Annotated in this window: 12 protein-coding genes; 5 read left to right on the top strand and 7 right to left on the bottom strand. The window is 72.5% G+C overall.

What is annotated here, in order from left to right; translation table 11 throughout:
* Positions 1–12: 12 nt before the first annotated feature.
* Positions 13–906, bottom strand: coding sequence for an N-acetylmuramic acid 6-phosphate etherase (gene murQ, locus ACQP0N_RS03205; RefSeq protein ID WP_433117433.1), 894 nt, complete (start codon positions 904–906; stop codon positions 13–15).
* Positions 907–1149: 243 nt separating this feature from the next.
* Here murQ and ACQP0N_RS03200 point away from each other — a divergent pair, with 243 nt between their 5' ends.
* Genes ACQP0N_RS03200 through ACQP0N_RS03190 form a run of 3 tightly spaced genes read left to right on the top strand, consistent with a single transcriptional unit; the run spans position 1150 to position 6791 of the window.
* The gene (locus ACQP0N_RS03200) at positions 1150–2709 is read left to right on the top strand and encodes a sodium:solute symporter (RefSeq protein WP_433117431.1); all 1560 of its coding nucleotides are present in this window, start codon (positions 1150–1152) and stop codon (positions 2707–2709) included.
* An 11-nt stretch (positions 2710–2720) separates the two neighbouring features.
* Positions 2721–3896 (top strand): anhydro-N-acetylmuramic acid kinase, encoded by a 1176-nt coding sequence (locus ACQP0N_RS03195; RefSeq protein WP_433117429.1) that lies wholly within the window; start codon positions 2721–2723, stop codon positions 3894–3896.
* Positions 3897–3923: 27 nt separating this feature from the next.
* Complete coding sequence (locus tag ACQP0N_RS03190) at positions 3924–6791, top strand: FAD-binding and (Fe-S)-binding domain-containing protein (RefSeq protein ID WP_433117428.1); 2868 nt, start codon at positions 3924–3926, stop codon at positions 6789–6791.
* Here ACQP0N_RS03190 and ACQP0N_RS03185 read toward each other — a convergent pair.
* The 3 genes from ACQP0N_RS03185 to ACQP0N_RS03175 are packed head-to-tail and all read right to left on the bottom strand — an operon-like array spanning position 6788 to position 9170.
* Positions 6788–8311 (bottom strand): MFS transporter, encoded by a 1524-nt coding sequence (locus ACQP0N_RS03185; RefSeq protein WP_433117426.1) that lies wholly within the window; start codon positions 8309–8311, stop codon positions 6788–6790. The genes ACQP0N_RS03190 and ACQP0N_RS03185 overlap by 4 nt on opposite strands.
* Entirely contained in the window at positions 8308–8463 is a 156-nt protein-coding gene (locus ACQP0N_RS03180; protein ID WP_433117424.1) for a hypothetical protein, read from the bottom strand. Before ACQP0N_RS03180 ends, ACQP0N_RS03185 begins: the two co-directional genes overlap by 4 nt.
* On the bottom strand, positions 8460–9170 hold the full coding sequence (locus tag ACQP0N_RS03175) for a siderophore-interacting protein (RefSeq protein ID WP_433117422.1): 711 nt from the start codon (positions 9168–9170) through the stop codon (positions 8460–8462). The genes ACQP0N_RS03180 and ACQP0N_RS03175 overlap by 4 nt, the downstream gene beginning before the upstream one ends.
* Positions 9171–9284: 114 nt before the next feature.
* Here ACQP0N_RS03175 and ACQP0N_RS03170 point away from each other — a divergent pair, with 114 nt between their 5' ends.
* On the top strand, positions 9285–9842 hold the full coding sequence (locus tag ACQP0N_RS03170) for a GNAT family N-acetyltransferase (protein ID WP_433117419.1): 558 nt from the start codon (positions 9285–9287) through the stop codon (positions 9840–9842).
* An 8-nt stretch (positions 9843–9850) separates the two neighbouring features.
* On the opposite strand, the gene ACQP0N_RS03165 is transcribed toward ACQP0N_RS03170, so the two are convergent.
* Genes ACQP0N_RS03165 through ACQP0N_RS03155 form a run of 3 tightly spaced genes read right to left on the bottom strand, consistent with a single transcriptional unit; the run spans position 9851 to position 12996 of the window.
* On the bottom strand, positions 9851–10501 hold the full coding sequence (locus ACQP0N_RS03165) for a hypothetical protein (RefSeq protein ID WP_433117417.1): 651 nt from the start codon (positions 10499–10501) through the stop codon (positions 9851–9853).
* Between the two features lie 30 nt (positions 10502–10531).
* Positions 10532–11164, bottom strand: a complete 633-nt coding sequence (locus tag ACQP0N_RS03160) for a DUF305 domain-containing protein (protein ID WP_433117415.1) — start codon at positions 11162–11164, stop codon at positions 10532–10534.
* Positions 11164–12996 carry a sigma-70 family RNA polymerase sigma factor gene (locus ACQP0N_RS03155; RefSeq protein ID WP_433117413.1) on the bottom strand — a complete coding sequence of 611 codons (1833 nt, stop codon included), beginning with the start codon at positions 12994–12996 and terminating at the stop codon, positions 11164–11166. Before ACQP0N_RS03155 ends, ACQP0N_RS03160 begins: the two co-directional genes overlap by 1 nt.
* Positions 12997–13221: 225 nt before the next feature.
* Here ACQP0N_RS03155 and ACQP0N_RS03150 point away from each other — a divergent pair, with 225 nt between their 5' ends.
* On the top strand, positions 13222–14022 hold the full coding sequence (locus ACQP0N_RS03150) for an SDR family NAD(P)-dependent oxidoreductase (RefSeq protein ID WP_355049097.1): 801 nt from the start codon (positions 13222–13224) through the stop codon (positions 14020–14022).

The raw sequence follows: 14022 nt of genomic DNA, 5'->3' as shown, positions 1-14022 counted from the left end.
CGCGACGGCCGGTCAGGCCGCGACGGCCGCCCGGACGTCGTCGTCGGCCTCGCGCAGCCGTGCCGCGGCCTCCTCGGCGGTGCAGTGCGCGAGCAGCAGCACGATGGCCGTCTTGGCGTGGCCGTGCGCCGCGGCCAGCGCCTCCGCGGCCGTGTCGAGATCGGTGTCGGCGGCCTCGGCGACGATGCGACGCGCCCGGTCGACGAGCTTGGCGTTGGTGGCGTTCATGTCCACCATCAGGTTGCCGTAGACCTTGCCGAGCCGGGCCATCGTGGCGGTCGAGAGCATGTTGCAGACGAGCTTCTCGGCGGTGCCGGCCTTGAGCCGGGTCGAGCCGGTGAGCACCTCGGGGCCGGTGGGCACCTCGATGGCGACGTCGGCGTGCCGGCTGATCACCGCGTCGGTGTTGCAGGCGACGGAGACGGTGCTCGCCCCCCGCGCGCGGGCGTGCGCCAACCCACCCACCACATACGGGGTACGACCGCTGGCCGCGAGCCCCACCACCGTGTCGCGGTCGCTGACCCCGATCGCGTCGAGATCGGCGACGGCACGGTCCGGGTCGTCCTCCGCGCCCTCGACGGCGACGCCGAACGCGCCGGCCCCACCGGCGAGCAGACCGACGACCCGCTCGGGCGGCGTACCGAAGGTCGGTGGGCACTCGACGGCGTCGAGCATGCCGATCCGGCCGCTGGTGCCGGCGCCCAGGTAGATCAACCGGCCGCCTCGGCGCAGCGATGCCACGACGACGTCGACGGCGGCCGCGATGTCCGGCACGGCCCGGCGGACGGCGTCCGCGACCGTGTGGTCCTCGTCGTTCATGGCGAGGAGCATCTCGGTGGGCGACATGCGGTCGAGGTCGGTGGTCTTGTCGTTGCGGGTCTCGGTGCCGAGGGTGCTGAGGTCCACGGGGTGTTCGTTCCTCTCGCTGGTGACTCAGTCGCCGACCGGGCGAGTGCTCCCTGACCAGTTCGGCGACGCGCGCCAGATCGTTGAGAATCCGCCGGCAACGCACCGTTTGGGCCTCGCGTCCGCCCCGTATCGGCAGGCTGAGACCACAGCGTAACCAGACCGGACGGGCACTGGCAAAAAGTTTCGGGTTAGTGTGGGCCAACGTCACTTATTGACAACCCCGCTGGTTGGGAGTGAACCGTGCGTCAACTCGACCTTGTCGTGATCGTGCTGTACCTCGTGGTGATCGCCGCCGTCGGACTACGCCTGTCCGGTAAACAGAAGTCGTCCAAGGACTACTTCGTGGGCGAGGGAAAACTGCCCTGGTGGACCGTCTCGTTCTCCGTGGTCGCCACCGAGACCAGTGTCCTGACCGTGATCAGCGTGCCCGGCGGCGCGTACAGCAGTCAGGGCTTCGGCAACGTCGAACTGGCCCTCGGTTACGTGATCGGCCGCGTGATCGTGGCCGCGGTGCTCATCCCGCTCTACAAGCGGGGTGGCTTTGTCAGCGCCTACCAGTACCTCGGTGAGCGGTTCGGCCTGAAACTCCAGGGCCTGGCGTCGATCACCTTCGTCTTCACCCGCCTGCTCGCCGAAGGCGTACGACTGTTCGCCTCGGCCATCCCGATCAAGCTGCTCCTCGACGAGTTCGGGCTGAACGTCGGCTACCAGGCGATCATCATCGTGCTGACGCTGATCACGGTGGTCTACACCTACCTCGGTGGCATCAAGGCGGTCATCTGGACCGACGCCATCCAGATGGGCCTGTACCTCGGCGGGGCGATCCTGGCCATCGCGGTGCTCAGCCACGCCATCGGGCTCGACGGCTACTCGCAGGCGTTGGACGCCGGCAAGTTCCAGCTCTTCGACACCAACTTCGACCTCGCGCACGTGCTCACCAGCCCGTTCGCCCTGCCGACCGCGATCATCGGTGGCGCCATCTTCGCGATGGCCAGCCACGGGTCGGACCAGCTCATCGTCCAGCGCATCCTGTCGACCCGGACGCTGCGCGAGGGCCAGTTGGCGATGGTCTCCTCGGGCATCTTCGTGGTCATCCAGTTCGCGGCGTTCTCGCTGGTCGGCGCGCTGCTGTGGTCGTACAACAAGGGCCAGACCTTCAAGGAGCTGGGCCTGAACAGCACCGACAACCTGTACCCGAACTTCATCCTGCACGCCCTGCCGGTGGGCATCTCGGGCCTGCTGGTCGCCGGCATCCTCGGCGCGGCGATGGGGTCGCTGTCGTCGGCGCTGAACTCGATGTCGAACTCCACCGTCGCCGACTTCATCCACAGCTTCTTCAAGAAGGTACCGTCGGACGACACCATGCTCCGGCTCGCCCGGGTGATGACCCTGGTCTGGGCGGTGTTCATGGCGATCTTCGCCTGCGCGTTCAGCTCCAGCACCGGGAACGTCTACCTGACCGGCCTGACCATCGCCGGCTACACCTACGGCGCGCTGCTCGGGGCGTTCCTGCTCGGCCGCCTCGTCAAGCGGGCCAACCAGGTCGATGCGGTAATCGCCTTCCTGGTCACGATCGCGGTGATGACCTACATCGTCCGCTACGTGAAGATCGATGTGACGACGGCCGGCACCACCACCGCGACCGCCATCGCCGCCCAGTGGCTGGTGCCGATCGGCGTCCTGATCACCCTGGCCGTCGGCGCGGTGTCGAGCTGGTTCCACCCGGCCCCGACGCCGTACGACCACAGCCGCGTCGACGATGACGACGAGACGACGGCGGCACCCGTGGGCCGGGCATGAGGGAGACCGCCATGCGCGTGATCGGCCTGATGTCCGGCACCTCCTACGACGGCATCGAAGCCGCCGCCGCCGAGTTCGAGCTGAACGGCGACACCCTTCGGATGCGCCCGCTGGGCCGGCTCAGCCACCCGTACCCGGACGAGCTGCGGGCCCGGATCGCCGCCGCCCTGCCACCCGCGCCGACCAGCACCGAGGCGATCTGCGTGCTGGACACCGGCATCGGCCAGGCGTTCGCCGAGGCCGGCACGCGAGCCCTCGCCGAGCTGTGCGAGGGGCGGGCCGACCTGGTCGTCTCACACGGCCAGACCATGCACCACTGGGTCGAGGACGGCACGGTCCGGGGCACCCTGCAACTGGGTCAGCCGGCCTGGATCGCCGAGGCCACCGGACTTCCGGTCGTGGCCGATCTGCGCAGCCGCGACGTCGCGGCCGGTGGCCAGGGCGCGCCGCTGGTCGCCCTCTTCGACACGCTGCTGCTGCGCGGCCTGCCGGGCATCCCGGCCGCCCTCAACCTGGGCGGGATCGCCAACATCACGGTCGTCGCGCCGGACGCCGACCCTCTCGCGTTCGACACCGGACCGGCCAACGCACTCCTCGACGCCGCCGTGCGCCACTTCAGCGGCGGCGTCGAGGAGTACGACCGGGACGGGCGCGGGGCGGCCGCCGGGCAGGTGAGCCCGGCGCTGCTGCGGCGGCTGCTCGACGAGCCGTACTACCGGCTGCCCGGCCCGAAGAGCACCGGCAAGGAGCTGTTCCACCTGCCGTACCTGCTCGCCGCCCTGGCCGACGTGCCCACCCCGGATTCGCGGGACGTGCTGGCCACGCTCACCCGGCTGACGGCGGTGACGGTGGCCGACGCCTGCCGGGCGCACGGCGTCACCCGGCTCGTGGTCTCCGGCGGTGGGGCGCACAACCCGACGCTGATGGGCATGCTCGTCGACGAGCTGCCGGGCGTCGACCTGACGTCCAGCGACGAGGTGGGTGTCCCGTCGGACGCCAAGGAGGCGCTGGCGTTCGCGCTGCTGGGCTACCTGACCGTGCACGGGCTGCCGGGCACCCTGCCCTCGGGCACCGGCGCGCGGCACGCCTCGGTGCTCGGCAGCATCACCCCCGGCCGCGAACCGCTGCGGCTGCCCGCGCCGGGCGGCACCGCCCCGACCAGGCTGCTGATCGTCGCGTCCGACTGACCGCCCCTTTCCGGGAGGAGCCGTCCAATGAGCACCGTCGTACCCGCGCCGACCGCCGCCGGCGTCCGCGCCCGCGAGGTCGCCGACCTGCTGCGCTCCCGCCTCGACGACCCGAGCCGGGTCAGCGCCGAACTGCCCCGGCGGCTTGCGGCTGCGCACGACGCCTCGCCGTACCTGTTCGAGCCGCAGGCGGTGGTCCGCGCCGCGTCGGCGGCCGAGGTGGGCGCGCTGATGGCCGGCGCGCGGGAGGCCGGGGTGCCGCTGACCCTGCGCGGCGGCGGCACCAGCCTCGCCGGGCAGGCCGGCGGCGCGGGGGTCCTGGTCGACGTGCGCACCGACTGGCGCGACGCGGAGGTGCTCGACGACGGGCGGCGCATCCGGCTCCAACCGGGGCTGACGATCCGGCAGGCCAACGCCCGGCTGGCCCGCTACGGCCGCCGGCTCGGCCCGGACCCGGCCAGCGAGGCCGCCTGCACGGTGGGCGGCATGGTGGCCAACAACTCCAGCGGGATGACCTGCGGCACCACCGACAACGCGTACCGCACGATGGAGTCGCTGCGTTTCGTGCTGCCGTCCGGCACGGTCGTCGACTCCGCCGCCCGCGACGCCGACGTGCGGCTGCGCGCCGCCGAACCCGAGCTGCACGCCGGGCTGCTGCGGCTGCGCGACCGGGTGCGGTCCGACCCCGGCTCGCGGTCCACCGTCGAGCGGCTGTTCGCGATGAAGAACACCATGGGGTACGGCCTGAACTCGCTGCTCGACCACAGCAGCCCGGTCGACATGCTCGCCCACCTGATGATCGGCAGCGAGGGCACGCTCGGCTTCGTCGCCGAGGCGGTCTTCCGTACCGTCGAGATCCACCCCCATGCCGCCACCGGCCTGCTCATCCTGCCCGGTCTCACCGACGCCACCGACGCGCTGCCCGCCCTGCTCGCCGCCGGCGCACGTACCGCCGAACTGCTGGACGCGGCCGCGCTGCGGGTCAGCCAGCGCGACCCCGGCGCGAACGCGACCCTGCGCGGGCTGACCGTCACCGGTCACGCGGCGCTGCTGGTGGAGTTCGCCGAGGACAGCGCGGAGCACCTGGCCGCGACGCTCGCCGACGCCCGGTCGGTGCTCGACCGGCTGCCCGCCGTCACCGGCACCGAGCTGACCCGTGACCCGCGCGAGCGGGCCAAGCTCTGGCACCTGCGCAAGGGCCTCTACACGGCGGTCGCCGGGGCCCGCCCGCCCGGCACCACGGCCCTGCTGGAGGACATCGCGGTGCCGATGTCCCGCCTCACCGGCACCTGCGACGGCCTGATCGACCTGTTCGAGCGGCACGGCTACGGCGACGCGGTGATCTTCGGACACGCCCGCGACGGCAACCTGCACTTCATGCTCACCCAGTCCTTCGACACGCCGGCCGAGATCGACCGCTACGCGCGGTTCACCGACGACATGGTCGACCTCGTGCTCGCCGAGGGCGGCACCCTCAAGGCCGAGCACGGCACCGGCCGGGCCATGGCACCCTTCGTCCGCCGCCAGTACGGCGACGAGCTGTACGACGTCATGCGCGAGCTGAAGCGGCTGTGCGACCCGACCGGCCTGCTCAATCCGGGTGTGCTGCTCAACGACGACCCGAGCGTGCACCTGCGGCAGCTCAAGGCCGTCCCGACGGTGGACGAGGAGTTGGACGCCTGCGTGGAGTGCGGCTACTGCGAGCCGGTCTGCCCCACCGCCGACGTCACCACCACACCCCGGCAGCGAATCGTGCTGCAACGGCAGATCGCCCTCGCCACCGCCGCCGGTGACGAGGAGCGCCGCCGGGAGTTGACCGACGACTACGCGTACGCGGCGGTGGACACCTGCGCCGCCGACAGTCTCTGCGTCACCGCCTGCCCGGTCGGCATCGACACCGGCGCTGCGATGAAGCGGCTGCGCGCCGAGCGGCACAGCCCTCGCGCCCAGCGCACCGCCGCCGGTGTCGCCCGGCACTGGAAGGCCGCCATGACCGGCGTCCGGGTCGGGCTGAACACCGCGCACGTCACCCCGACGCCGGTGGTCCGCGCCGCCACCGGGGTGCTCCGGTCCCTCGGCGGCACCGAACTCGTACCACAGTGGAGCGACGACATCCCCCGGGCCGGAGCGTCCCGTCCGACGCCGCGCAGCGCGCCGGACGCTCAGGCGGTGTTCTTCGCGGCCTGCATCGGCAGCGTCTTCGCGGCCCAGGATGGTCCGTCCGGCGGCTCGGCGGCGGCGTTCCTGCGCCTGTGCGACCTGGCCGGGGTGCCGGTGGTCGTACCGGCCGGCACGGCGGGTCTGTGCTGCGGAACGCCCTGGCAGTCCAAGGGCTACCCGGCCGGGCACCGCGAGATGGCCGAGCGCACCCTGGCCGTGCTCTGGGCCGCCAGCGACCAGGGCCGGCTGCCCGTCGTCTGCGACGCGTCGTCCTGCACCCACGGCCTCGCTCAGTTGACCGCCGCGCTCGCCGAGGAAGACCGGTTGCGGTACGCCGGGCTGCGCTTCGTCGACAGCGTCACCTTCACCGCGCGGCACCTGCTGCCGGCGCTGCCCGAGGCCCGGCGACTCGGTTCGCTCGCGCTGCACCCCACCTGCTCGACCGTGCACCTCGACGGCGTCGACGATCTGCACGCGGTGGCCCGGGCGGTCGCCGACACGGTGACTGTGCCGGACAGTTGGGGCTGCTGCGCCTTCGCCGGTGACCGGGGACTGCTGCACCCCGAGGTCACCGCCGGCGCGACCGCCGCCCAGGCCGCCGAGGTCAACGAGCGCCCGCACGACGCGTACGCCTCCTGCAACCGCACCTGCGAGATGGGCATGAGTCGGGCAACCGGGCAGCCGTACCGGCACGTGCTGGAGGTGCTCGCCGAGGCGGTCGAGCCGCCGGCCTAGCTGTTGGCCTGGCTGCCGGCCGTCAACGTCTGTGCGGTGTCCGCGCGGCGCAGCAGTGCGGCGGCCAGCAGACCACCGGCCAGGACCGCGGCGGCGCCGACCAGTTGCCCCGTCTCCAGCGCGGAGGCGAAGGCGCTGGTCACCTCCGCCCGCTGCGGTCCCTCCCGCGCGGCGGCGAGCGCCGCCGGGAACGAGTCCGCGCCGGCCAGCGCGGCGGGCAGCAGCGCCGCGAACCGAGCGTTCAGGACGGCGCCGAGTACGGCGATGCCGAGGCTGCTGCCGACCTCGGTCATGGTCCCGTCCACTCCGGCGCCGGCACCGGCCTTCTCGGCCGGGATCGCGCTCATCACCGCCTCCACGATCGCCGGGTTGGCCAGTGCGCAGCCCACGCCCATGACGAGCAGGCCAGCGAGCAGTACCCCGTACCCGGCGTCGGACCGGAGGGTCACCGCCGCGAGGCCGGCCGCGAGCAGGGTCATGCCGACGGCGATGGCGGCGGCCAGCCCGAGACGGCGGATCACGGCGGCCGCCACCCCACTGACGTTGAGCAGCACGATGGACAGTGCGAAGGGGGCCATGCGCAGGCCCGCCTCCCAGGCCGGATAGCCACGGACGAACTGGAGGTGCTGGGTCAGCAGGAACAGCGCGCCGGTCGCCCCGAAGGTGACCAGGACGACCCCGGACACCGCGCCGACGAACTGCCGGTTGCGGAAGAAGTGCAGGTCCAGCATGGGGTGGGCGATCCGCCGCTCCCAGCGGACGAACCAGCCGAGCAGGAGTACGCCGGCACCCGCCGTGCCGACCACCTCGATCGAGGCCCAGCCCCGTTCCGGCCCGGCGATGATCGCGAAGACGACCGCGGTCAGCCCCGCGGTGGAGAGCGCGGCGCCCCACCCGTCGAGGCGGCCCCCGGCCGTGCCGCGGGACTCGGGGACGAGCGCCCGCCCGACGAGCAGGCAGACCAGCACGATCGGCACGTTCAGCAGGAAGATGGCACCCCACGGCAGGTGGGCCAGGATGGCGCCACCGATCGGCGGCCCGACCGCGAAGCCGAACGCGCTGGTGGCGGCCCAGATGCCGATGGCCCGGGAGCGTTCGGGCCCGTCGAAGACCTGCATCGCCACCGCGAGCGTCGACGTGACCAGCAGCGCCCCGCCGACGCCCATCCCGGCCCGTGCGGCGATCAACTGACCGCTGCTGCTCGCGAGGCCCGCCGCCAGCGAGCCGAGTCCGAACAGGACGAGCCCGGCGAGCAGCATCCGGCGTCGGCCGTACCGGTCCGCGGCCGCGCCGGCCGTGAGCAGCAGCCCGGACAGGGCCAGGGCGTACGCGTTGATCATCCACTGCGCGTCGGCGGTGCTGGCGCCCAGCTCGCGGGTGAGCACGGGCACCGCCACGGTCAGCACCGTGTTGTCCAGCACCACGACGAGCTGGGCGACGCAGAGCACGGCCAGGACGAGCCAGCGGTGTGGTGGGCGGACCGACGCCGTGGGTACGGCGACCGGCTGGGTGAGCGTCACACCGCCGCCTGTACGCCGGTCGACCTGCGCCCGGTCGCGTCCACGGCGGTGCCGCCGTCGCGCAGGATGGCGGTCAGTCCGACGGTGATGAAGCCGATGCCGAGGTACTGGGTGACGTACAGCGCGGTGAGGGTGCCGAGCCGGCCTCTCACGGGGCTCTCCAGTAGCCGAGCGAGGTCAGCCGGTCCTTGTCCACGCCCAACGTCCGGCGGATGTGCCGGGTGAGGCCCCGGGTGGTGGCCGCCTCGCAGGCGACCCAGTAGTGGGCCGCGTCGTTGGCCGGCAGATCGGAGCGGACGGTGTCGACGAGGTGCTGGCCGTCGGCGTCCCGGGGCACCCAGGTCACGTCGTGGTGTGCCCGGGCGCGCGGCGCGAGGGCCTTCTCGCCCTCGTGGGCGTACTCGAGCCAGATCGTCGCCGGAATGTCGGCGCCGGCGTCGAGCAGGCTGTTGACCGCCGGCAGCGAGGCCGCGTCGCCGACGAGGTAGAGGTGCTCCGGCGCGGGGTCGGGCAACGCGAAGGCGGTGCCCTGCACGGTGGCGACGATGGTGTCGCCCACCCGCGCCGAGGTCGCCCAGCGGGCGGCGCAGCCGTCGTGGATGGCGAATTCGAGACTGAACCGGCCGGTGGCCGGGTCGGGGTCGACAAGCGTGTACGCCCGCTGGTGCGCCCGCCCGTCGTTGTCGAACCACAGTCGGACCCACATCGTGGGGTGGACGCCGCACGCCGCCAGTAGGCCGCCGTCGTCCAGGAGCAGCCGCTGGTAGTGCCCGTCCACCGACTCGGTGGCCCGCACCGTCAACTGAAAGTCCCGGCCTCCCATGGCCTTGAGGACCAGGGCTTCCCAGTTCCGCTTCACGCACCCCTCCAGGTAAGGCGAACCTTTGTTAGGGCAGGCTAACCTACCTTCGCCGCAGGCGGAACGCGCGTCCCCCTCGCGCCATCCCAGCCCGCAGCAGCAAAGGAGCACGACATGACATACCAGGAGAAGATCACCGGCCTCGGCGAGTTCACGCTGACGCCCGTGGCGCCCGCCCGGGACGCGGCGCTCCTGCACCGCTGGGTCACGCTGCCCCGGAACTCGTTCTGGGGCATGGGGACACACACCCTCGACCAGGTCCGCGAGATCTACACCTTCGTCGACGGCCTGCCCACGCACCACGCGCACCTGATCCGCGTCGACGGGGAGCCGGTCGGCCTGTTCCAGACCTACCAGCCCGAGGCGGACCCGGTCGGCGAGCGGTACGTCGTACAGCCCGGCGACATCGGGATGCACCTGCTGCTCAGCCCGGCCCGGCACCTCGCCCGTGGCCTCACCGACGCGGTCGGTCCAGCCCTGGCGCGGTTCCTGTTCCGCGACCCGGCCGCGCGGCGGATCGTCGTCGAGCCGGACGTCCGCAACCACGTCGCGCTGCGCCGCTTGGAGATCGAGGGGTTCACCTTCGACGCCGAGATCGACATGCCGGACAAGCGCGCCCAGCTCGCGTTCCTCACCCGGTCCCGCTTCGAGGCCGACCACCCGGCCGCCTGACCACCGGATCAGCGATTCGCGCTGAGGAAGCCGATCAGCGTCGCGGCCCACCAGCCGAGCTGGGAGGTGAGGGCGGCGGCGACGCCGGGCAGCAGAGCGGACCAGCGTGGGCCGTCCTGGGCCGCGACGAGTCGATCCCGTACCCGGCCGAGGAAGAGCCCGTTGACGCCGACGACGAGCACCGCGACCAGCTTGACCCACACCAGCGCGGAGGACGTGTCCGGTCCCAGTGCCGCGCCGCTGACCACGAGACCGACGAGGCCCAGCCAGATGAGCGGGTGAGCCGCCCGTGCCGCGTTCAGCACGGCGTCGAGCGGTTCGCGACGCAGCAGCCAGCGCAGGCTGAACCAGTCCACCGTCAACACCGCGCCGAAGCCCACCACCAGGCAGGTCAGGTGGCAGAAGAGGGCGAGCATCCGCCCGCCCGGGGAGAGGGTGACGTGCGGCGCGGCGAGGATCGCGAGCAGCCACCCCAGGCCCACCAGCGCGCTCGCCCGGACCAGGGTGGCGTTACCCGTGGCCCGGCGGTGCCCACCGCGCCAGCCCGCCGTCGGTGTGGTCGCGGCACCTCGGCGGGGTGACCCTGCCCCACCGGTACGACCTCGCCGGACGCTGTCCGCGTACCCGGTCGTCGCGGCACGATGGGCAGCCCGCGACACCCGCGCCGGACCCCGACGGTGTCGTACAGGTCAGTGGTCCGCATCGCCGGCAGCGCCGGGGCGACCGGCCAGAGCGCTCAGCTCGGCGGCCCGCGTCGCCTGGATCCGGCCGGCGAGCGCCCGCGCCTCCGGGCTGCCCCCGGCGTTCTGCTCGCCCCGGCACAGCACCACCGTCTGCTCGAGATGCGCCCGGAGCAGACCCACCGCCCGGGACGGCACCTCGGTGTCGGGGGCGGCACGTAGCTCGGCGAGACGGTCGTCCGTCACCATGCCGGGCATCTGGTGCCCCTCGTGGATGTTCTGTTCGGGGACGTTGCCGGCGGCCAGCAGACTTCGCAGCTCCGACGCCTCGGACCGGTGCGCCGTCCGGATGTCACCGAGGATGGCGCGCAGCGCGGGGTCGGTGGCCGACGGACGGGCGTCGAGATGGTCGATCAGCGCGAGGACGCCCTCGTCCATCGGGAGCAGCAGTTGGATGAAGGCGTCGTCGGTGCCGTTGAGCAGCACCGACGCGGCCGGCGCGGGAGCTGACGACGCGGGCGCGGCGGGTTGGTCGGTGCGGCTCGCGTTCCAGGTCAGACCGACGGCCAGCGTCGTCGCGGCCAGGGTCACGGCGACGCCGGCGATCCGCCAGGCGGGGGTCTTGAGCGCGGAACCGGTCATCAGCGCGCGGCCTGGAACGCGCGGCCGACAGCCGTCGCCTTGGAACCGTCGCTGAACAACCCGGACTTGTCCTTGTCGGTCGCGGGCAGGCCGAACCAGGCGTACCGCTGCACGTAGGAGAGTTGGCCGAGCATGCTGGTGGCCGCGGTGAGGAAGGCGGCCTGCTGCTCCTGAGTGGGGAACACCTGACCCCCGCCGTCGTAGCGGATCAGCGCGAACTCGGTCAGCCAGATCGGCTTCTTGTACCGCTGGTAGACGGCTTGCAGGTACTGCCGGAGCTGGTCCACGGCCGCGGCCGTCGTGAAGTCGCCGCCGTACCAGTGCAGGGCGATGAAGTCGACGCGGTGACCCCGGGCCTGGGCGCCGGCCATGAACCTGCCCAGCCAACCCTGCGGATCCGCGCCGCCCCAGGCGACCGCCGGACTGCTCAGTTTGCTGCCGGTCGCCATCAGTTGCGGCCACAGGTCCAGCGCCTGGTCGACGGTCATGTTGGCCTGCTCGGGCAGGTCCGGCTCGTTGAAGCCGAGCAGGTAGGGCCCGGCGGCCCGGGCTCGGGCCAGTTCTCCGGCGTTGACGTTCTCCGCGCTGCGGATCATGGGAACGAACGCCGCCCCCTTGGGAGTGGTGATGCCGGGATGCTGGGTGCCCCAGGTGTAGTACCAACCGGCCTTCGAGTTGGCCAACGCCTGACTCGCGCCCGCGAAGTTCCACACCCCGACGCCCTTGCGCGCGGAGCTGACCGCCGGCACCACCGGCGCCTTCGAGGGCGACGGACGAACGCTCGGTGACGGAGCCTTGCTCGGCGAGGGGACCACGGTGGGCGAGGCGGGCGGCGCTGCGGCCCAGGAGGGCGCGGCCTGTGGCGCGGCGGCCGGATCAGCCGGCAGGAGCACCACCAACGCGGTGACCGCGGTGACCGCCACCGCCACCGAAGCCGCGAGGGACGGCAGCAGGCCACTTGGCGCGTGCGCCGCCAGGCCGGCGACCTTCGACGACGACCCGACAGCCGGTGCGACGGTCATGGGCGCGGTCGCCTGCGGGAGGTGGGCGCTGAGGCCGGCCGGCAGCGGCAGCAGCGACATCCCCGCGAGCAGCCGGTCGATCGGCAGGAAGGCGGCGCCCAGGTGACCGCAGAACGCACAGTCACGGACGTGGCGGCCCAACCGCTTGCGCCACAGCGGGCTCGGGTTGCCGTCCCACTCGGCCGTCACGGCGTGCAGGTCCGGACACCCGGGTCGTTCGTGCAGCGCGCGGACGACCCCGCGGGCGCTCTGGATCTGCTCCTTCATCCGGTGGATGCGTACCGCGACGTGCCCCGGCGACAGATTCGCGGCCTCGGCGATCTCGGTACGCGTCAGCTCGCCGGTCTCCTCCAACCACCACAGCGACAGCAGTTCCTGGTCGTCCGGATCGAGCCACCGGGTGGCCTCGGCGACCTCACGTCGCTGGTCGGTGAGGCCGAGCCGGAGGATCGTCATTCCGGCGAAGTCGGAGGCGGGGTCGGGCACGTTGTGGATCGCGTCCAGCCCGGCGTCCCGGTTGAGGGCGAGCCGTCGGCGCTGGTCCCAGTCGCGTACCTGCCGGATGGTGATCGCCACCAGCCAGGACCGGTACGCCGCCGGGTCGTTGAGGGTGGGCAGGTGCCGGATCACCCGTACCAACGTCTCCTGGACCACGTCGTCGACGTCGGCGTGACCGCGCAGCGCACGCCCGACGATGTTGTAGACCAGCGGAAGCGAGGCCGCCACGAGGTCGTCGAGAGCGCGCCGGTCGCCCTGTCGCGCCGCGACGACCAACCCGGGATCGGCAACTGCCCGACCGGCTGACGACATGGGTTCCACTCCTTGTGCGCTCGGTCCGACCAGCGCCTGTGCGCGCTGACCGCCTCCTGATCGGAGACGAGCGGTGGCAGGTCACATTACGGTTTTCTGCTCGGACCGGACACCGGCCGCGGGCGTCGGGCGTGATCTGTCCGACTCACCCTGCCGGCTCCGGCCGACACCGTTACGGTCGAGGCTGCGGCAAGCGGGTGCGGTGCGCAAGGACGGGGACGGGACATGACGGTTCAGATCGATCTCGCCGGTAGGACCGCGCTGGTCACCGGCTCGACCCAGGGAATCGGCGCGGCCATCACGGTCGGGCTCGCCCGGGCCGGGGCGCGGGTGGCCGTGAACGGCCGTACCGCCGCCAGCGTGGAGCGGGCGGCGAAGGCGCTGCGCGACGAGGTCCCCGGCGCGGAGGTCGTCGAGGTCGACGCGGACGTGTCGACCGACGAGGGTACGGCTCGTACGCTCGACCTGCTGCCCAGCGTCGACATCCTGGTCAACAACCTCGGCGTCTTCGGACCGACCGAGCCGTTGGAGATCTCGGACGACGAGTGGCGTCGCTACTTCGAGGTGAACGTGCTGGCCGGCGTCCGGCTGACCCGCGCCTACCTGCCGGCGATGATGGACCGCGGTTGGGGACGGGTGCAGTACATCGCCAGCGACTCGGCCGTCGTCATCCCCGCCGAAATGATCCACTACGGCGTCTCGAAGACCGCCCTGCTCGGCGTCTCGCGCGGGTTCGCGAAGGCCGCGGCCGGCACCGGCGTAACCGTCAACTCGGTGCTCGCCGGGCCCACCCACACCGGCGGCGTAGAGGACCTCGTCGCCGATCTCGTCGGCGACAGCCTCCCGTGGGAGGAGGCCCAGCGGGAGTTCATGCGGCTGCACCGGCCGCAGTCGCTGCTCCAGCGGCTCATCGAGCCGGAGGAGATCGCCAACATGGTCACGTACCTCGCCTCTCCGCTCGCCTCCGCGACGACGGGCGCGGCGGTCCGGGTCGACGGCGGCTACGTCGACGCCATCGTGCCGTAA

Origin of the sequence: Micromonospora sp. CA-246542, assembly GCF_050942905.1 — a bacterium.
Lineage (GTDB): Bacteria > Actinomycetota > Actinomycetes > Mycobacteriales > Micromonosporaceae > Micromonospora.
The sequence above is the reverse complement of the archived record's forward strand: the minus strand, read 5'-3'. Positions and strand labels throughout refer to the sequence as shown.

Coding starts and splice junctions, on each gene's coding strand:
- ACQP0N_RS03195 (WP_433117429.1), top strand. CDS start 2,721: ATGCGCGTGATCGGCCTGATGTCCGGCACCTCCTACGACGGCATCGAA.
- ACQP0N_RS03190 (WP_433117428.1), top strand. CDS start 3,924: ATGAGCACCGTCGTACCCGCGCCGACCGCCGCCGGCGTCCGCGCCCGC.
- ACQP0N_RS03170 (WP_433117419.1), top strand. CDS start 9,285: ATGACATACCAGGAGAAGATCACCGGCCTCGGCGAGTTCACGCTGACG.
- ACQP0N_RS03160 (WP_433117415.1), bottom strand. CDS start 11,164: ATGACCGGTTCCGCGCTCAAGACCCCCGCCTGGCGGATCGCCGGCGTC.
- ACQP0N_RS03155 (WP_433117413.1), bottom strand. CDS start 12,996: ATGTCGTCAGCCGGTCGGGCAGTTGCCGATCCCGGGTTGGTCGTCGCG.
- ACQP0N_RS03150 (WP_355049097.1), top strand. CDS start 13,222: ATGACGGTTCAGATCGATCTCGCCGGTAGGACCGCGCTGGTCACCGGC.